The sequence below is a fragment of the Arachidicoccus ginsenosidivorans genome, assembly GCF_007971385.1.
Classification (GTDB): Bacteria; Bacteroidota; Bacteroidia; order Chitinophagales; family Chitinophagaceae; genus Arachidicoccus; species Arachidicoccus ginsenosidivorans.
The window spans coordinates 4,540,894-4,560,078 of sequence record NZ_CP042434.1 but is presented as its reverse complement, the minus strand read 5'-3'; the positions used below and the strand labels follow the sequence as shown (position 1 = coordinate 4,560,078).

The 19,185-nt window shown below is 39.9% G+C and carries 19 protein-coding genes and 1 tRNA gene; 11 read left to right on the top strand and 9 right to left on the bottom strand.

Annotated features, from left to right (window positions below; all coding sequences use genetic code 11):
- The first annotated feature begins 12 nt into the window (after positions 1-12).
- Entirely contained in the window at positions 13-855 is an 843-nt protein-coding gene (locus FSB73_RS18285; RefSeq protein ID WP_146785477.1) for a hypothetical protein, read from the top strand.
- A 188-nt stretch (positions 856-1,043) separates the two neighbouring features.
- On the opposite strand, the gene FSB73_RS25510 is transcribed toward FSB73_RS18285, so the two are convergent.
- Both FSB73_RS25510 and FSB73_RS25505 read right to left on the bottom strand, forming a co-directional pair.
- The gene (locus tag FSB73_RS25510) at positions 1,044-1,712 is read right to left on the bottom strand and encodes a hypothetical protein (RefSeq protein ID WP_225974150.1); all 669 of its coding nucleotides are present in this window, start codon (positions 1,710-1,712) and stop codon (positions 1,044-1,046) included.
- Complete coding sequence (locus FSB73_RS25505) at positions 1,709-2,167, bottom strand: radical SAM protein (protein ID WP_225974149.1); 459 nt, start codon at positions 2,165-2,167, stop codon at positions 1,709-1,711. The genes FSB73_RS25510 and FSB73_RS25505 overlap by 4 nt, the downstream gene beginning before the upstream one ends.
- Before the next feature lie 94 nt (positions 2,168-2,261).
- Between FSB73_RS25505 and FSB73_RS18275 the strand changes: the two genes are divergently transcribed.
- Entirely contained in the window at positions 2,262-3,563 is a 1,302-nt protein-coding gene (locus FSB73_RS18275) for a replication-associated recombination protein A (protein WP_225974148.1), read from the top strand.
- A 226-nt stretch (positions 3,564-3,789) separates the two neighbouring features.
- On the opposite strand, the gene mutL is transcribed toward FSB73_RS18275, so the two are convergent.
- The gene (mutL, locus tag FSB73_RS18270; RefSeq protein WP_225974147.1) at positions 3,790-6,075 is read right to left on the bottom strand and encodes a DNA mismatch repair endonuclease MutL; all 2,286 of its coding nucleotides are present in this window, start codon (positions 6,073-6,075) and stop codon (positions 3,790-3,792) included.
- A 149-nt stretch (positions 6,076-6,224) separates the two neighbouring features.
- On the opposite strand from mutL, the gene FSB73_RS18265 reads away from it, so the two are divergent.
- Positions 6,225-6,947, top strand: a complete 723-nt coding sequence (locus FSB73_RS18265) for a YebC/PmpR family DNA-binding transcriptional regulator (protein ID WP_146785472.1) — start codon at positions 6,225-6,227, stop codon at positions 6,945-6,947.
- Between the two features lie 325 nt (positions 6,948-7,272).
- Here FSB73_RS18265 and FSB73_RS26955 read toward each other — a convergent pair whose 3' ends face one another.
- The gene (locus tag FSB73_RS26955; RefSeq protein ID WP_262712382.1) at positions 7,273-7,686 is read right to left on the bottom strand and encodes an alkaline phosphatase family protein; all 414 of its coding nucleotides are present in this window, start codon (positions 7,684-7,686) and stop codon (positions 7,273-7,275) included.
- Positions 7,668-8,588 carry an alkaline phosphatase family protein gene (locus FSB73_RS26950; protein WP_262712381.1) on the bottom strand — a complete coding sequence of 307 codons (921 nt, stop codon included), beginning with the start codon at positions 8,586-8,588 and terminating at the stop codon, positions 7,668-7,670. The genes FSB73_RS26955 and FSB73_RS26950 overlap by 19 nt, the downstream gene beginning before the upstream one ends.
- A 259-nt stretch (positions 8,589-8,847) precedes the next feature.
- Between FSB73_RS26950 and FSB73_RS18255 the strand changes: the two genes are divergently transcribed.
- The 4 genes from FSB73_RS18255 (at position 8,848) to FSB73_RS18240 (ending at position 13,482) form a co-directional block, all read left to right on the top strand.
- Positions 8,848-9,594 carry a lysophospholipid acyltransferase family protein gene (locus FSB73_RS18255; protein WP_146785469.1) on the top strand — a complete coding sequence of 249 codons (747 nt, stop codon included), beginning with the start codon at positions 8,848-8,850 and terminating at the stop codon, positions 9,592-9,594.
- Between the two features lie 773 nt (positions 9,595-10,367).
- Positions 10,368-11,801 (top strand): chromosomal replication initiator protein DnaA, encoded by a 1,434-nt coding sequence (gene dnaA, locus FSB73_RS18250; RefSeq protein WP_146785466.1) that lies wholly within the window; start codon positions 10,368-10,370, stop codon positions 11,799-11,801.
- An 83-nt stretch (positions 11,802-11,884) separates the two neighbouring features.
- Positions 11,885-11,973: transfer RNA gene (locus tag FSB73_RS18245), tRNA-Ser, on the top strand.
- A gap of 255 nt (positions 11,974-12,228) precedes the next feature.
- A complete protein-coding gene (locus tag FSB73_RS18240) occupies positions 12,229-13,482 on the top strand; it encodes a site-specific integrase (RefSeq protein ID WP_146785463.1) in 1,254 nt (417 codons plus the stop codon).
- 108 nt (positions 13,483-13,590) lie between these two features.
- On the opposite strand, the gene FSB73_RS18235 is transcribed toward FSB73_RS18240, so the two are convergent.
- Together FSB73_RS18235 and FSB73_RS18230 are read right to left on the bottom strand one after the other, a co-directional pair.
- The gene (locus FSB73_RS18235; protein ID WP_146785460.1) at positions 13,591-14,061 is read right to left on the bottom strand and encodes a hypothetical protein; all 471 of its coding nucleotides are present in this window, start codon (positions 14,059-14,061) and stop codon (positions 13,591-13,593) included.
- A 412-nt stretch (positions 14,062-14,473) separates the two neighbouring features.
- Positions 14,474-14,779, bottom strand: coding sequence for a hypothetical protein (locus FSB73_RS18230; protein ID WP_158639601.1), 306 nt, complete (start codon positions 14,777-14,779; stop codon positions 14,474-14,476).
- A 212-nt stretch (positions 14,780-14,991) separates the two neighbouring features.
- Between FSB73_RS18230 and FSB73_RS18225 the strand changes: the two genes are divergently transcribed.
- Together FSB73_RS18225 and FSB73_RS18220 are read left to right on the top strand one after the other, a co-directional pair.
- Entirely contained in the window at positions 14,992-15,327 is a 336-nt protein-coding gene (locus FSB73_RS18225) for a hypothetical protein (protein WP_146785454.1), read from the top strand.
- 65 nt (positions 15,328-15,392) lie between these two features.
- Positions 15,393-16,058, top strand: a complete 666-nt coding sequence (locus tag FSB73_RS18220) for a hypothetical protein (protein ID WP_146785451.1) — start codon at positions 15,393-15,395, stop codon at positions 16,056-16,058.
- Between the two features lie 148 nt (positions 16,059-16,206).
- On the opposite strand, the gene FSB73_RS18215 is transcribed toward FSB73_RS18220, so the two are convergent.
- Complete coding sequence (locus FSB73_RS18215) at positions 16,207-16,542, bottom strand: hypothetical protein (RefSeq protein ID WP_146785448.1); 336 nt, start codon at positions 16,540-16,542, stop codon at positions 16,207-16,209.
- Positions 16,500-16,742, bottom strand: a complete 243-nt coding sequence (locus tag FSB73_RS18210; RefSeq protein ID WP_146785446.1) for a hypothetical protein — start codon at positions 16,740-16,742, stop codon at positions 16,500-16,502. Before FSB73_RS18210 ends, FSB73_RS18215 begins: the two co-directional genes overlap by 43 nt.
- 451 nt (positions 16,743-17,193) lie before the next feature.
- Here FSB73_RS18210 and FSB73_RS23370 point away from each other — a divergent pair, with 451 nt between their 5' ends.
- A complete protein-coding gene (locus FSB73_RS23370; RefSeq protein ID WP_158639600.1) occupies positions 17,194-17,355 on the top strand; it encodes a hypothetical protein in 162 nt (53 codons plus the stop codon).
- Positions 17,356-17,394: 39 nt separating this feature from the next.
- Complete coding sequence (locus FSB73_RS18205) at positions 17,395-18,465, top strand: DUF932 domain-containing protein (RefSeq protein WP_146785444.1); 1,071 nt, start codon at positions 17,395-17,397, stop codon at positions 18,463-18,465.
- Positions 18,466-19,185 lie beyond the last annotated feature (720 nt).

The window sequence follows — 19,185 nt, the reverse complement described above, 5'->3', positions numbered from 1 at the left end:
AACTATAAAACCATGAAAAAATTACCCTTATGTGCCGGGTTATGCCTGGCTGCCACCTGTTTTTTTACATCTAATAGCCAGGCACAACTGTTCAAAAAACTAAAAGACAAAGTATCCGATAAAATTGAAAACAAAGTAGACAAGGTCCTGGATGGCGATTTGGGAACAAAAAGCCAAAAGGACAATAATGCCAGTGCTGAAAATAAAGTGACCGCAAATATTGGCCTCAGTGGTCCTTACCTTTTTGTCCAGGGCAAAGACACGATTTATTTTGATAATTTCTCTGCTGATCAGACGGGTGCCATGGCCTCGCATTGGAAATCAAATGGTAGTGGCTCCATTGAGACCACGACACAGTTTCCTGGTAAATGGTTGTTTTTAAACGAGTTTACTTCTTATAAGCTCAAAAGTGATACACCACTACCGGATAATTTTACCATCGAATTTGATATTGTCACCCTGAGTCGTGACAAGGCCCGTGATCTGAACAGCCTGTCTTTTGGCTTCGCCCATGATAATGGCATTAGCAGCTATATTGGGGATGCTTATAATGAAGGGGCCATATGCCAGACAGAGATTCATTACTGGAACAAAGAAATCATTAATTCCAGCAGCGACAATAAAAAGTATAATACGATTAAATTTCCGCTCAAAGGCTATGCGATCGGCAAAATGCATGTCGCCATTACAGTCAAAGGGCTGCACATGCAGGTCTACCTGGATAAACATAAGGTTCTGGATACGGATATGTTTGCCAGCACGCCAGAAACAAAATATTTTTATATCAGTACCAGTACCAGACTGGACAATGGTGCAAAAATAGGTGTAGGTAACTTTAAAATTGCCGGACTTTAGGCTTTAAACTGGATAGTCTTCAAATTTAAGTAAGGAAAGCTTATATACTTAAATAGGGTAACCGTATATTTTTTCCCTTGGTGGTATACAACAAAATTGGGGAGCGAATAAAAGCTATTAGGCTTTATTCGCTCCCCAATTTTTATTTACTAAATCCTACAACTTACTAAAAATTAAGTAGTTGATTATTAGTAAGTAATTAATTGCTCTTCAATCGTTTCTGGAATGGACCGCCACTCATATTGCTGATTGCGCAGCTGCGGTTCAAAGCCTGCCTCCCGAATCGCTTCCTGAATGGTCTTATAGGTAAACCGGTGCGGTGCTCCGGCCGCACTCACCACATTTTCCTCAATCATAATACTACCAAAATCATTGGCGCCGCCATGCAGGCAAACCTGTGCGGTAGCTTTACCTACTGTCAGCCAACTGGCCTGGATATTTTTGATATTGGGTAACATAATCCTGGAAAGCGCGATCATCCGAATATATTCATCCGCAGTGGTCAGATTATGTACACCGCGTATTCTGGTAAGTAGTGTATCTACATCCTGGAAGGTCCAGGGTATAAATGCCAGAAAGCCATGGGCATCTTTGGGTTTCTCTGCCTGTACTTCTCTTATTTTGACCAGATGGATAAATCTTTCTTCAATGGTTTCCACATGTCCAAACATCATAGTGGCACTGGTCGTTATATGTAACTGATGGGCTTGGCGCATAATCTCCAGCCACTCTTCAGAACCACATTTGCCCTTGCTGATGAGCCTGCGCACCCGATCAATCAGAATTTCTGCGCCGGCGCCCGGCAAAGAATCCATACCAGCTGCTTTAAGTGCTACCAACACGTCATGATGGCTCATGCCTTCCAATTTACAGATATGGGCGACTTCCGGGGGCCTAATGTGTGAAGTTTGATCTGGGGAAATTCAATTTTAATCGCCTTAAATGTATCCACATAGAACTGCAAACCCAGCTCCGGATGGTGTCCACCCTGCAATAATAACTGATCTCCGCCCAGCCTTAAAGTCTCCGTAATCTTTTTGCGATAGGTAGCCATATCGGTAATATATGCGTCCTTATGCCCGGGTACTCTAAAAAAGTTACAGAATTTACAATTGGCAATACAGACATTGGTCGTATTTACATTGCGGTCAATCTGCCAGGTCACTTTCCCGTGTGGTACTTGTATTTTTCTAATTGAATCAGCCACCTGCATCAGCTCTGCCAGAGGGGCGTGGTGATAAAGAAAAACGCCTTCTTCTACTGTTAAGTCTTCTAGTCCAAGCGCTTTTTCGTATAATTTGCTTAACTCCATATCAATTTTTAATAGGACTCAAAGTTACAACCTTTGGCCGTATGTTGCGTCCGTTAAAACCGTAAATTCCCTGTAGTTTAGTTACTTTTGTAAAATGGCAAGCACGATGACACCACTGGCAGAGCGCATGCGCCCTTCCGATTTAACCGACCTGGTAGGCCAGGGACACCTGACACGGGAAAACTCTATCTTACAAAAGGCCATAGAGAGCGGACGGGTTCCCTCTATGATACTATGGGGACCGCCAGGGGTAGGCAAGACCACCATTGCCCATATCATTGCCGCCTCTGTAAAAGCCCCTTTTTACGAATTGAGTGCCATTAGCAGTGGCGTGAAAGACATCCGGGAAATCCTGGATATGGCCAAAAAACAAACGGGCGCCATCCTTTTTATTGACGAGATCCACCGCTTCAACAAAAGCCAACAAGATGCTTTACTGGGGGCTGTAGAAAAAGGCACCATTACACTCATTGGGGCCACTACCGAAAATCCATCCTTTGAAGTCAATGCGGCCTTGCTTAGCAGATGTCAGGTATATAATCTTAAACCACTGGATAATAATGATTTAAAATCATTACTTGAACTTTCTATTCAAAAAGATCCTTGGTTATCTCAGCAAAATATCGAGCTCAAAGAAACAGAAGCCTTGATCAGAATCTCGGGAGGTGATGGTCGTAAACTGCTTAACCTGTTGGAGCTTACCGTGCAAAATCTGTTGGCACAAGGGCAAAATGATAGTAAGGACAAAGTCGCTTCCAAAATTCAGGTGACCGATGCGGCTGTCTTACAGGTGGCTCATCAAAAGGTCGCCTTATATGACAAAAAAGGGGAACAGCATTATGACATTATTTCTGCTTTTATTAAAAGCATGCGCGGCAGTGATCCCAATGCAGCCGTCTATTGGCTGGCCAGGATGATTGAAGGAGGGGAGGACGTAAAATTTATTGCCAGAAGACTGGTTATTTTTGCCAGTGAAGATATCGGCAATGCCAATCCGAATGCGCTACTACTCGCCAACTCTACCTTTGATGGCGTCCATAAGATCGGTTATCCAGAATCCAGAATTATATTGTCTCAATGCGTCACCTATCTAGCATCCTGCCCAAAAAGCAATGCCAGTTATCTGGCCATCGGACAGGCGCAGCGCCTAGTTCAGCAGACAGGCGATCTGCCGGTACCCCTGCACCTGCGTAATGCCCCCACCAAACTGATGAAGTCCATGGGATATGGCAAGGATTACCAGTATGCACACGATTATGAAGGTAATTTTGCCGGGCAGGAATATCTACCGCAGGACATTGCCGGCACTAAATTTTATGATCCGGGCCCCACGCCCCGCGAAAATGAACTCAGAAAATATCTTAAGGAAAAATGGCAGGATAAATATAAATATTAAAAAATTGCAGATTCTGTCAGATGTATGAATTGTATTTACTATTAACTTAAAGTTTAATTAAATACTACAAGTAAAACTTAATCAGTTATTTATATAAAAAATTATTCCATTAAAAAGCACCAACTAGTAGTAGTAGGTGCTTTTTAATGGAATAGGAGTACGGCTGAATTAAACATCTAAAAGGTTTTATTAGACGGCAATAATCCCGCTTTTTTATTTTTTGTTTTTATTTTTTGCCCAATCCAAATAAGCCATCCAGATAATCCTCCTTAAATTCGATATAAGTCGGACTATCCCCAGAGGCGGTAAGGGCGGATATATCACAATTGAATAAATCTGTTACCAAACGGGCCATTTCCGATTGGGTCAGCATCTTGCCTGCCTTCACGGCCTGTTGCCTGGCCATACAACGAATGACCTTTTCTTTATTTGAAAACCGGATTTCACTATTAAAGTGCTTGAACTGCTCCAGCAATAATTCAATGGCCCGGCCTTCCCCGCCGGTCGGCATATCGGCCGGTACCGCCGTCACCGCATAATGGCCATTTTGGTCTTTTTCAATATAATACCCCAGGGCCTGAATGGTATCACTTAATTCTTCCAGCAAAATACCATCCGAAGGGGAGATATGCAAATCGCTGGGTATTAACAGTCTCTGAGCTGCACCTGAACTTTTATGTAACTTCCTGCTAAACTGTTCATACAAAATCCGCTCATGGGCCAGTTGTTGATGCACGAGTACATACCCTCTAATAGTCGCCGCAATAATATAGGTATGCTGAATCTGCAAAAAAAGCGCCCCTTCCTGCACCTGCACTTGCTTTCTGCCGCCTGTATTACCGCCTCCAAGTCCTAGACCTAGACCAAGACCTAGACCAAGGTCCGCTCCGGCGCCAGCCATAGCCAGATAATCCAGGCCGACATCGCCTACAGCGCCTTCATTTAGGTTATTAGAATCATTTTGTGCGTCAGTTTGCTCGTCAGTCTCTGTTGCAGGAGCATAGCCTTTGTTTAAATAATCTTTAGGGTTTTGGGGCAAATCAGTGGGCAAGGTACTATAGCCGTCCGGATCTTCCGGCAATTGATAACCGCCTGTAGTAGGATTTAGATTAAGCCGTAGCCCGGATAGCCCATTGTCACTGCTGTCAGATTCATCTTGATTTAACTTATCAGGGTCATGTCTGTCAGTGGGCGCTGTAAAGCCAGGCTGAAAGTTGTCTGGGGTACGAAGAAAATCTGCGATCCTTTTGGCTTCCCCAGCTCTGTCAGCAGCACTTGCACCAGATCCACCTAAAGGATCTGGACTTATATTACCTGCTTCCCCTGCGGGTTTATAGAAATCCTGCCAGTTCTTTAAATTCCCTTTATCTGACCCGTCAATAAAATGTGCCTGATTTTTCTGGGTAAAGGTTTTATAGAGATTTCCGGCAGAGGCGGCTTGTTTTTCCTGATCATTAAAAGGCTTATTAATAGCGTCCAATTGTTGGATCTCGGGATTCAATGAGAAATCCAGCGAAGGCGCCACGCTGGACTGTACCAGGGAATGCTTGATGGCGGCTCTCACAAAGGCATAGATTATTTTCTCATCCTCAAATTTAATTTCCTGTTTGGTGGGGTGCACATTAATATCCACCTGATTAGGATCTATATCAATAAAAAGTACATATAACGGATAGTTATCCTTGGGAATCAATTCACTGAATGCACCTGCAACCGCGTGATTCAGATAGGCACTTTTGATAAAACGGTTATTTACAAAAAAATATTGGTCTCCTCTTGTCTTTTTAGATACCTCTGGTTTTCCAATAAACCCATGGATATTAATATAATCTGTTTCATCGTTGACGCTGACCAGCTGGGATTTAAGATTGCTGCCTAAGAGCTGAACAATACGTGCCTTTAATGGCCCCTGATCCAGATGAAACATTTCCTGCCCATTACTGGTCAGGGAGAAGAATATCTCCGGGAAAGCCAGGGCGACCCGTGTAAACTCTTCTATAATATGACGCAGTTCTGCTGCATTGCTTTTAAGGAAGTTTCTACGGGCTGGAACATTAAAAAAGAGGTTTTTCATACTAAAACTGGTACCAACGGGTGCCGCGCAAGGTTCCTGCTTTTGAATGGCACTATGAGCGGCTTCTATTAAAATACCCAGTTCCTGATCCCCCTGGCGGGTTTTGATCTCTACCTCTGCCACGGCAGCAATAGAGGCCAACGCCTCGCCCCTGAAACCCATTGTCTTAATCTCAAACAGATCTTCTATTTTTTTGATTTTGCTGGTGGCGTGCCGCTGCAGGGACAATATGGCGTCCGTTTCACTCATGCCTTTACCATTATCAATTACCTGAACAAGCGCCTTACCAGCATCCTGGATCACCAGGTGTATTTGGGTGGCCCCTGCATCTATCGCATTTTCCAATAATTCCTTTACTGCACTGGCCGGTCTTTGAATCACTTCGCCTGCGGCGATCTGATTGGCAATGTTGTCCGGCAATTTCTTAATAATATCCACGTGGTTCTTTCTTTTCTGATTTTTTAATAAAGGGACGACGAAGTTAAAGCTTAATCTGCAAATATTTTGCCTCATTTGCAGGGTTGTAACAGTACCGCGGTTTTCAAAATTCAATAATAACCTTTATTTTTGCGCATCAATTAAAATTTATGGGTAGAATTTTTGAAGTCAGAAAAGCCACCATGTTTGCCAGGTGGGATAAAATGTCCAAGCAATTTACGCGCATAGGCAAGGAAATCAACATAGCCGTTAAGGCAGGTGGAGGCAATCCAGATACCAATGCGGCACTCAGACGTTGTATGCAGAATGCCAAAAGCGTCAATATGCCTAAGGACAGGGTAGAAGCAGCCATTAAAAAAGCCCTGGGAAATGATACGGAGAATTACGAAGAACATCTCTATGAAGGTTACGCCCCGCATGGTGTAGCCATACTGGTAGAAACAGCGACCAATAATAACACAAGAACCGTAGCCAATGTCCGGTCTCACTTTAATAAAGGGGGCGGCTCTTTAGGCACCCACGGTTCTGTGAGCTTCCAGTTCAAGAAAATGGGGGTATTTAAACTAAATCCCGAAGGATTGGATCCCGACGAACTGGAACTGGAACTCATCGATGCAGGTCTGGAAGAAATGGGCGATTCCGTGGATGATCATGATCATCCGGTCCTTGTGCTGCGCTGTGCATTTACGGATTTTGGTAATTTGCAAAAAGGACTGGAAGATAAAAATATCACGCCACTTAGTGCAGAAACGGAATGGATCCCTACCGTTACCGTACCGGTCACAGATCAGCAGGCGGAAGACGTCAGTAAACTGATCGAAAGACTGGAGCAGGATGACGACGTCAATAAGGTGTTTCACAATATGGGCTAAATAGCCTTATAGCTATATAGCTAAATCAACTTATAAACCTGGATCATTTCCACGGCCACTTCCATTTCCACTTGCGGCAATAGCTGAATAAAAGTAAGCCAAGCCTTATAATAAATACGGGTAAAGCCAGTAAAATAAGTAAAATTATATACCAAGGGTGGATTGCGTCGTCCAAGTAAAACTTGGAAGGCGCAATCCACCCCTTTCTTATTGTAGCTTATTCTTGCTTATTGAAGCTTAATTTTGCTGAATGGTTGCCTTTTATTGCTTAATCACGCTTACATCGCCATTACTGTCGCTGCCCCTTCTACTAATGCCCGTAGTTTTAATGGCCATCCTTCTCTTTTAAAATCGGTGCCAAGGTTTTTATCTTACCATCTATTTTAAGCGTTTTAGGTATCTCAATTCCGAGGAGCCGGGCCACCATTGGGTAAATAGCTACATTAGGAAAACTTTTGATCTGCTGGTGCTGTTTAAATGCCGGTCCCCAGCAATAAAATGTTGCCTGCATGTCCTGCAATCTATTATCAAAGCCATGTGCGCCAAGTCCTTTTCTGCCGCCAAAATAAAATGAGTATGGTGGATAAGGCACAAGGATTATATCGCCAATACGCCCATTTGGATCGTCTTTAGTACGGTAATGCCAAAAGTGGGGTGTCTTGCTTGCCTTATAAACTTTATAATGAGTAGCATTCAATTTCAATTGCTTATAGAGCTTACTTAAACCTCTCTGTCCCACTTCATCCCTCGCATAAATATGCGTAAGCGCACTGCCCCCCGAATCAGATAATGACTGGTATCCAGGACAGGAGCGCTCAGATATTTGGTGGTATCCAGATTGGCAAAGCCATGATCTGATAACACAATAAAATTAATCGGCAGACCGGTCAGCTTGCAGCTGTCATAGAGCTGTTCAATACTTTGATCAACAAACTTTACCGCAGCTGCTGTCTCGGGGGCGTCTACGCCATGGAGATGCTCCATATGATCTACCTCAGGAAAATAAAAGGTAATCAGGTGCGGACGTTTGGCTTCAGGTAATTCCAGCCAGCTTTTTACAGCGCTGATTCTACTATCAATGGGAATCTTTTCGTTATACTTATAATAATAAGTGGGACGGACCCCGTCTATCGCAGCCTCTGACCCCACCCAATAAAAGCTGGCAGTCAACATACCGGCCTTTTCAGCCAGCACCCACAAAGGCTCACCTCCATACCAGCTGCTGTCCCGCACTGCATTTTTATTACTTACTTTATAGGTCGCCTGCTTCTTTGGATCATAAAAATAGTTATCGACCAAGCCATGATGCGCGGGATATAAGCCCGTTATAATGGCATAATGATTCGGAAAGGTCAGGCTGGGGTAACTTGGCTGCATGGACTTTGCCTCAACACCACAACTGCGCATCTTTTTTAGAAAACGGGCATTGTACTTATCTGCCAGATCCCATCTAAAGCCATCAATAGAGATCATAATCAAATAGGGCTTTTTTTCTTGTGCCGGCAGATTCTCTCTGCCCGGCACTACCTGCTGAACGGTATCCTGAGCCAAGAGGCCTGTAATACTTAAAGGACTTATTAAACAAAATGCAATAAGTCCACATAAAAAGAGGCGCTTTACATATAGATAACTTAGTTTCATAATATGTTTTTATACCCGCCGTCCTAAAGGTGTTATAATTTGTAGAGGGTGTTAGAACGCTGGGCCATATAAATAATACCAGCAAAGTTCCTCAATTCTTGGAAAACCTAAAATTAAATTCTAGGTGATGCTGATTTTATCTTTGGGAAATGCTACTTTTAATCATCATAGTAAACAGGCTTTGCTGTTATTATAATAAAACAATATAAAGCCTGGTTACTTGCTATTTTTTTATCTCCAATTATATATCTGACTTTTCATGAGGGCAGTCTTACGGTTTATTCAAATTATTTATGTGGTTTATGCCATCATTATGTTTAGCGTACTTATGCTCTTTGTCATTCCTTGTGCACTACTCACCCTGGTGTTGGATAACAGGAGGGGAGGTATCCTGATTTATGGTGCTTGTCGGATCTGGGCCATTTTGTGGTATCGGTTAATCGGGTTCCGATATAAAGAGCAATACCAGGGAACACATGACAGAAAAAAAGCTTATATATTCGTGGCTAATCACAGCTCTTATTTAGATATCCCACAACTCATGCGCGCTATGCATCAACCCGTGCGTGTACTTGGCAAGGCTGAGCTTGCCAAAGTACCCTTTTTTGGGATTATTTATAAGGCAGCTGTCATCACCGTAGACAGGGGTTCCATTCATAGTAAAGCGGCCAGCCTTAGACGCTTGACCAAAGTAATAAGACAAGGTATCTCCATATTTATTTTCCCTGAAGGCAGTTTTAATGAGAGCGGCCAGCCGCTGGCCAGATTTTACGATGGCGCATTTAAAATGGCCCTTGAAACAAACACCCCCATAAAACCAGTTTTATTTTTGGATACCGCAGACAGAATTCCCCCGAGCAGCCTTTTTGGCATGACACCTGGCAAGTGCAGAACGGTGTACCTTCCGGAAATTCCGGTCACCGGTTATAGCGATAAAGAAGTAGGTGCACTTAAGGAAAAAGTTTTTTCAGAAATGGAAAAAGCTTTGATCAAATTTAAAAAATAATCGTATCTTGTTAGCCGCATTTAAAACGGCCTGAACCGGATCAAATACAACACAGCAGAAACCAGAAACACCCATAAAAAAATGCCCGCTGAGACTTATAATATAACATATATAAGTGGACCTAACGAAAGCCACGCTGGCAATTGGCATCTGTTGTTGCAAAGAACCGTTCAAGTTTGCCTTATGCAGGGTAATTGTTGCAGTAAGAGAAGTAAGAATGTGTGCCAGAGGAACCATGCTGCATCTGGATTTTTTTAATACATAATTTTAGCTATTTATTGTAGATTTTGTGCAAATAGGGGGTAACCTAATGTGCCTTTGTTTGTGATCAGGGTCTGGTAAATTGTCGGCTTTAATAATAAAAGATTCGTACGCCTAAAAGGGTACAAGAATTGCATGGAGGGAAGTGACCAGAAAAATGTAAGTGGCGATCATTTTTCAATTTAGCGAATGTGCAAAAACGAACGATTTTGGGAATGTAAATTTTGCATAGGTAAAATTTATATTTTAAACAATAAAAAGGGGAGATGTAGATTATAGGTGAGCAGAATGCCCGTGAGACAAGGGAATAGAGAAATTATCAATATTTTATTTGGAAGGAATTTAATTAATATTCTATGCACAAAAAAATTAAAAATAAAAACTTTTTTTTCAACATTATTGTCCCACTTTCGTACACAATTACGGGAATATAAAACGATGATTGTGCAGGTATTTCTGTAATCCTCTACCCCTTAAATTGGTAATAACATATTAAATACGTTTAAGTAACTATGAATAAAACGGCAGAATCTGTTTGGGCGAACTGTCTTGATATCATCAAGGATATTGTCGAATGGCAGCACTTTAAAACTTGGTTTGAGCCGATTGTTCCTATTGAGCTTAAGGGGAATGTTTTATTAATACAGGTACCTAGTAACTTTTTCTACGAATATTTAGAACAACATTATGTAACACTGCTGGCCAAGACCTTAAAAAGACAATTAGGCAAGGAGGCCAAACTGGAATATCGTATTATGATCGATAGCGGTAATACCAGTGGCAGGGGACATATGGATCTGGCTTCTACTCAAACGAAATCAGATGTGTCTAATACGCTGGAACTGCCTATGCGGATCAACCGCAATAGTGATGTGAATCCTTTTGCGATTCCAGGCATAAAAAAGATGCAGATCGACCCTCAGCTGAACAGTGAGGATACTTTTGACAAGTTTGTGGAAGGAGACTGCAACCGGGTCGCCAGAAGAGCTGGAAAGACCGTTGCAGAAAAACCGGGTAATAACTCATTTAACCCATTATTTATATATGGCGGTTCCGGTCTGGGTAAAACCCACCTGTTGCATGCCATCGGCAATGAAGTTAAGCGACTGCACCATAATAAGGTGGTTTTATATGTGAGCAGTGAGAAGTTTATCAATCAGTTTCAATATCACAGCCGCAATAATCAAATTAATGATTTTATTAATTTCTACCAGCTGGTCGATGTACTCATGATTGATGATGTACAGTTTTTCAACCGGGCTGAAAAGAGCCAGGATGCCTTTTTTGCCATCTTCAACCATCTGCAGCAGAGCGGTAAACAGCTGATCCTTACTTCCGATAAATCCCCCAAGGACCTGGACGGACTGCAGGACAGGCTACTGAGCCGGTTTCGTTGGGGCTTAAGCGCAGATATCCAGGTACCAGATTATGAGACCAGGATTGAGATTTTTGAACAGAAAATGCGCGATGAAGGTCTGGTAATGTCTCCGGATGTTGTTAAATACGTTGCTTATAATATCAATACCAATGTAAGGGAGCTGAGAGGTGCCTTAATTTCCTTGCTAGCCCAATCTTCCCTTAATAAAAGGGAAATTGACATTGACCTGGCCAAAAGAGTCCTTAGGAACATCATCAAGACCAGCAATAAGGAAGTCACCATTGATACCATTCAGCGGCTGGTCTGTGAATATTTTGATGTACCCTATAACCGCCTGCTGGAAAAGACCAGAAAAAGAGAAATTGTACAGGCTCGCCAGATTACGATGTATCTGTCCAAGAATTTCACTAAAAACTCTCTCAAAACAATAGGGGAGCATTTTGGGGGTCGGGATCATACAACCGTTATCCATAGTTGTCAGACAGTCAAAGATCTGATGGATACCGATACGATCTTTAAGGAAAACGTCCTGGAACTTACCCAAAAAGTACAATTGGCCTCAATGTAAAAATTTACCTTAGAAAATTTGGAAATAACATTGCCACGAATTACTTTTGCCTCCCATTGAAACGATGGGCTTTCAGCAAAACCGGTGAGGTGGATGAGTGGCTGAAATCAGTAGTTTGCTAAACTGCCGTACGGGTTAAACTGTACCGCGGGTTCGAATCCCGCCCTCACCGCTGGTAATGCATCCAAAGTGACTTAAAACCGTCTGAATTATACAATTTAGGCGGTTTTTTTAATTTTCCCAACCTTATTTACCCCATTCTAATCCATCCTGCGAGGTACCAATCCGGTTACCAATTTTGATTCCTATATTTGGTAACCGCGAGACGCTGTAAACCTTTACAGTACAGCGTTAGGGCGAACAGGTCAAAGGAATTCAAAGGAGCTCAAATGACATTAATTTGATCAACTTTTAAAACGGAAATGGAATGATGACAAATCAAAGCTTTTCAATCTTAGTTTGGGTCAAAAAAAGCAGACTCAAAAACGGAATCTCCCCACTATGCATGAGAATTACAATCAACAAAAAAAGAGCGGAGATTACAACGAACCGAAGTATTGAACCTCACTTGTGGGATCATAAAGCCCAAAAGGTGAAAGGTAACAGTCCGGCTACCAAAGATATCAACCGGCATTTAGAAGCTATAAGAACAGCACTTCATAGCCATCAAAGCAGACTGGTCACAATGGGGAAGATTGTTACCGCCCAAATGCTGAAAAATGAATACCTCGGAAAAACGACAGATCGGAAAACCCTTGGAGATGCCTTTAAATTTTTTATCGAGAGACGTAAGGCATTAAAGGAAAAAGGAAAGTTATCGGATACAACGCTTAATAAGTATGAAAAAACATTTGAATATGTCAAGCAATTTATTAAAAAAGAATATAGGGTAGAAGATATTCAGCTCTCCGATATCAATGTTTCTTTTATGGAAGATTTTGCCCATTACCTGTTAACGAATTGCGATTTAGGGAACAATACAGCCATGAAAAAAATTGCCCAGGCGAAATCCGTATTCATAATGGCACACGGACGAGGTTGGATTAGGACAAACCCCGCCGCACTTTATAAATGTAATTACGAGGAAGATCATCCTGTAAGGTTAGAAATTGATGAGCTGCACACCATCATTACAAAACAGATTGACCTACCCAGATTAAGCGAAGCCAGAGATTGTTACGTATTTATGTGCTTCACAGGATATGCCTATATTGATGTAAGTGGCCTTACCAGGGCAAACCTATTCAAAGGGCCCAATGGAGGCGTCTGGGTGACTAAAAACCGGGAAAAAACAAACAGCGCAGAGTGTGTTCCCCTCTTTCCAATTCCGCTAGGTATACTTCAGAAATACAGCAACCATCCTTTTTGCCAACAAAAAGGTAGGTTATTGCCCATCAACAGTAATCAAAAATTTAATGCCTACCTCAAAGAGATCGCAGACTTATGTGGTATCCATAAGGAATTGACCACGCATACAGCCAGACACACATTTGCGACGACTGTTACTTTGGAAAATGGCGTTCCAATCGAAACCGTCAGTAAGATGCTTGGCCACAAAAAACTATCCACAACACAAAAGTATGCAAAGGTCACTAGGAAAAAGATTAATGAAAATATGGGACAGTTAAAAAGGAAGCTCTTCGGCCAAAATGATGAGCTTCTAATGCTCGAAATAAATTAAAATTATGGCTTTGGCTGAAGTGAACCTTCAGCCAAAATCTATTAACTCAAGTATCCATATTGAAAAAAAATGAAATAGCAGGGACTCCTTATAAACCGGTTAGGTTCTTTAATTTTTGATATAATTTATAACCTTCTCAGTAAGGAAAGGGTCATTGTAAAAATTTGGACTTGTAATTAACGTATCTGCTTTTATATTAAAATAGTAAACCGACGGATAAATTGAGTTACTTGCCAAAGAACTTGTCTTTAATAAGATACTATCGTATGGTTGTAATTTCCCATCCCCATTTATTGCTTCACCCTGCCCTAAAGAAAACTGCCCCCGGTCAATTGTGTCATTGTTGTCAATGATAAAATAACCGTTACTACCAGTAAAAACTAGGGTATCTAAAAATGGAGACTTACCTAATGCGGCATCCGATGGAACGTTTATCCCAGATGAGGAATGAACAGACCACTTACCCTTAATAGCACTTACCACAGGATCAATGGGATGTAAAGACGAGTCGCTATACTTCGAACAAGCGGTTATACCTACTGTAGCAATAACAATAACAAAAAATAATAGGTTTCTCATAATAGGCTCCATTTTTATTAAACATGGCAATTTAATCAAAATTTGTTACTATTGCCAATAAATACAACCAAACCTCCTCTGCAAATACCTCGCAATTCGTCGTAAATTTACAATGTCAGATTTAAGTTGTTAATTAATACAGAAGCTTTTAAGACTTGGTTGCCAATATTTTATATTATTAAAGAGTTATTCTATAAACAATCTAAAAAAGATTGAATTGGAACAATTGATTAGATATTTATATAATGGATAACACTCTTTAGTGTTATCTTGGGCATATATCTAAGACAACAACCTAATAATTAATAATAATTATATGGAAAAATAACCATAGGGCTTGATAATTAAATTATTATATTTTTATAAATTAAATTATTTGTTTCCTCAGTTTATAAACCTATGGATTAATGGTTTAATTGGACTTTTTTCTATGGTAAGAAATCCATAGTTCACGGCATTTAAATTGTACCGGTATTTTATTGCCATTAAGTAGCTGTTTGGTATTGAGAAATTCGATCCCCTCAGCTCTTAACTTAGCGAACCCTATGTTTATTTCTGTGCCATGAAGAATTTCTTTCACTGGAAAATTCGTCGATTCTATTAAGTTTTTCCTTTTAAGGTACATTCTCATATTTTCTTTTTTATATAAATTAATGTCATCATATGTTAGTTGAACCGCACCATTTCCAATATCGCTACGTATTTCTTTACCATCCATTATTTCTATAAGATGATTTACTGTTTCGATATTTTGAGCATTAATTTCACTGAAATCAAATTTGGAAAACCTAACGTCATAATATTGTTGGATTTTTTTTAATTTTAGAAAATACTGAAGATGAAATTCGGCATATAGCGCTAACTTTAACAATACTGCCCCATCTGTTACAGGAAAAACCAATTATCAGGACCACACTGAGTATAGCAATTATGGGAAGTGAACGCAATTATAAAGTCGCCAAAAAGCTAGCTGACAAAGTTGGGTTTAGGGCGCTTATTGAAAATCCATTTGACTGCCGAATGACGATGGACGCCTCTTCATTAAAAACCCGCGAGTATATAAAGGGGATTTACCAAAAATTGTCCAAAGAATCTATGGTCAAAATGAATAGTAAAATTCTATATACCATTGGCATACTGGAGGTCATACAATCAGAGCTTGAATATAAATGCGGTTTTACTGCCACTTCAGAAGCCCTGAGTGATCAGATTAAAGAATTAAAGAGATTTATACCAAGGCTGGAGAGCGCAAAATTTGTAGAATAGAAAGCTTTCTGCTATTAAATCATAATAGTAACTTCATTTTATTTTTCACTCCAAAAATAAATAAAATGGAACAAATTATTCCAATCCGCCACCATCTGGAAATCAATTCTTTAAAAAACAGAATTGTAAAAAGAATCCCAAGAAGAAAGCGTCAAATCCTTGAAATTTCATTAGTCGGGCTTTCGGCATTAGCTGTAGTACTCAACGTCCTGTCCTGGATTTACATCGAAAATTTGGCTTATTTAACTTTCGTACCAATTTTCATTACTCATTATTTAATCTATAAATACCAGCAAAGCGTAACCGTCATAAAAGAAATATTTTACAAGGTGCACGAGATTGATGACTTCAAGGAATGGCAATATGAGACCGTCTATAAATTGTTGTTCCCATTGGGACTCTCAGACAAAAGTGCATTAAAGCGTTATAAGAAAAGCCTCAGAAAACAAATTAGAAAACTATCAGCTTGGAATCTAAAGGAACAATTAAAATCAAAAGCACTTATTCTTCAACTATTCTGCTGTGCAATAAGCCCTGTTTTTACTAAATACGATTCCATACAAAGTTTTACATACAATCTGTGTATGTTTGTATGTTTAGTTATTTTTTGCCGGTGTGGTGAACGTCTGACCAAAGCACCGTCTAAATTGCTACTTCTATTAAGCAACAAATATTATATACATAGAGATCTAAAAAAATTAAACGATTTCCTAAACAAAATAGAAAATTAAAGAATCCAATCAATTTGGCCTTAATAAAATCAAGCTTCAAGTTAATTTAATTAAGGCCAAATATTTGAAATCGAAGGCTGCCCATAAGTAACCAAAATTAACCAATACAGCCATTGATGGCAATTGATTAAAAGATTGCATTATTCCATTAAAGCAACCCCCGTTTTCTGAGAATTTCATCTGGGTCTCGCTCTATATAAGAATCATCGGATGGCTTTCCATTTGATAGATCTCTGACATTAAATTGATTAATAATAATCTTACCGTCAGGACCAACGGATTCAATGGATTCAATATCCTTTAATAGATCAAGGGCTAAATATTTTTTTATAAATCCCCGCTTTACTTTAAAATAACTTAATGGCTGAGGTAGTAAAGAAATCTCATCAAATGTCAGCAAATCATCATCTGCCCTTGCCTCAGTAATAATATCAATTGATTTTAACTGAGGTAATTTGATATAAACTGGTTGGAATACTGCCATTTTTCAAAGTGTTTGGCAAACACCGGCGTATTTTGACCTGGGCCAGCTGCCAAAATTTTATAAAATAGGTCAAAAAGAGCCTTTGCCTCTTCCAATGTAAAATAGTGAACAGGATAAACCTTATTTCCCATTGAAAAGTTAGCGATGAATTCATCGCCATTTATACGAACTGCCAATATATACAAATAACTGTTATTCATAGGGTGAAATTAATAAATTATCAACAATAGAGCAAAAAAAGGCCATGTAAGTGTCAAAGACCAACTAACGAGTAAGCTCAGTCAAGATTAGTCACGTAATTTTACATTTATTTAAGATTCGATTTGTTTTGAACTTGATATCTTTCCACAAACCACAAACTTCATATAATAGCCATTTCATCGTCCATTCGTTTTGAGACGGGTATACTAGCGTGCCATTTTCTATTCCCGATATTATTTCCACAAAAATACGTCGGCGGTATTCGTGACGCCAACACTTTCGCGGCAAATGCTCCCTCGCTCCCTGCGGTCGCTCAGTCCGCTTTTTCCACGGTTGTTGGCGCCACCAGCCGCACCGGCGTACATTTTTGTTCCAAAATCGGGAAAAATGAAAATGTCACCATACATACCGTCCACTAAAAACAAGTACCCTGCGTCATGGCCACTAATAATGAAATATTGGGCTGTTGAAAAAGAAAAAAACGGGGCGGATGATCATGTGATCCGGATGGGGATAGGTTACGAGCCTAAAATGCAATACTTAAGGAGCTTGTTACTTGCAATGGTGTTGGCGATGGGTTACTTAAATCTATATGGCACTTCACAGCATTAGTTATTTAGTATTATTCCAATTATTTAAAAAATTATTTTTATGTCGCACAATATAAATTTTAATAACGTAACGGGTAAGCACAGTTTTTTTAGTGTAAAAGAAAAACCGTGGCACAATTTAGGCCAGACAATCAGTGACTATCCTACCAGTGCAGAAGCAATAAAATACGCTGGACTTGACTATGCGGTAATAAAATCTCCCTTGCTTTGTCAAAGCGCCGCAATGGGTATCGATGCCAACGGAGAAATTGTAGGACAGATCTCTATAAGTGTACCCAATAATTTTGCCACAGTTCGCACCGACACCAATACCATACTTGGAGTGGTGGGCAAAGACTACCAAATTGTACAAAACAAGGATGCTTTCAATTTCTTCGACGATTTGGTGCAGGACAGAAAGGATATCCACTATGAAACAGCGGGGACGCTAGGCAACGGAGAAAGGATTTTCATTACCGCAAAACTGCCTGATTATATAAAAGTTGGCAAGGATGATTTTATAGAAAAATATCTATTTCTAACGACCACCCACGATGGAAGCGGCAGCATAACTGCAGCATTTACGCCCGTACGGGTGGTATGCCAGAATACCTTAAATTCAGCGATGCGTAAATTATCTAATGTAGTCCGCATTAAACATACGAGTAATGTTAAGCAGCGGTTGGAACAGGCACACAAGATAATAGGCATCTCCAATGAGCTTAGCGAACAATTAGAAGGCACATTTAATAGTTGGGCGAAGGTCAGGATAACCGATGGAGAAGTGAAAAGGCTTATTGAGATGGCACTTGCTCCCAATAAGGAAACGATTGACAAGATACAAAAGGGAAATTATGACGAGGTATCCACGCAATATAAGAATCAATGTAGTGATGCCTTTATGTATGCCATGATGAGCGATACGCAGCAACTCGAAACCACAAAAGGTACGCTATTCGGAGCCTATAATAGTATCACTGGCTATTTTCAAAATGTACACAACTATTCAGATAGTGAACAAAAAACGAAGTCCATTATATATGGGGGAACAGCATCCTCTAAAACACAAACAGCCTTTAATATATGTGATTCGTTTCATACAAACGGCGAGCAGATACTAAAATTAAATTAAATGTTTTATTGCAGCCGTTGACAAGGCGGCTGCAATATTTCTTATTCAATAAACTTTAGCCATGATAACAGTAACAGAGTAAATCTTCAAATTGAAACACGATAATGGAAATAAAAAAGTAATTGTCGTATCCCTTACAGGTCTTTTAGGTGCAATTAATAAGGTGATCAATATGGAGTTTTGCCCCTATTCCGCTATTATTTCCATAAAAAAAATAAGGGAGAGTACTTATTTAAAAATCTAAAATAATCAATTAGTATTCATTTAGGTATATAAATGCATGAAGCATTTATAAAAATCATCAGTCAAGAATCTAACGGACATCAATGGTAACTACATAGAAAAAGAAGACCTATCAAAATTCCTATCACAGATAGTGAAATCTATCAGCTACTACCATGATAATCGGTCATTACGGTAATTTGATGGAAAGTTATTGAAATACTGGACAGATCTATATAATAAAATACAGAAATTAATCATTTAATTAAACTTCTCAAATATGTATAATTTTCTTAATCATATAAAATCTTCCAAATTATATTGCTCTTTAATTACTATAATGGGGCTAGCCGTTCGCTATTATATCGGCAAAAGAAGATTTTACCGAAGGGGAGCAGGTGGCTTGCAACAGTATTCAATTTACTGGGTAGCTATAGTATCAACTATTATCGAATGGATAGGTCAGCTGATAGCTTATATTCTTATTATATCTGGCAC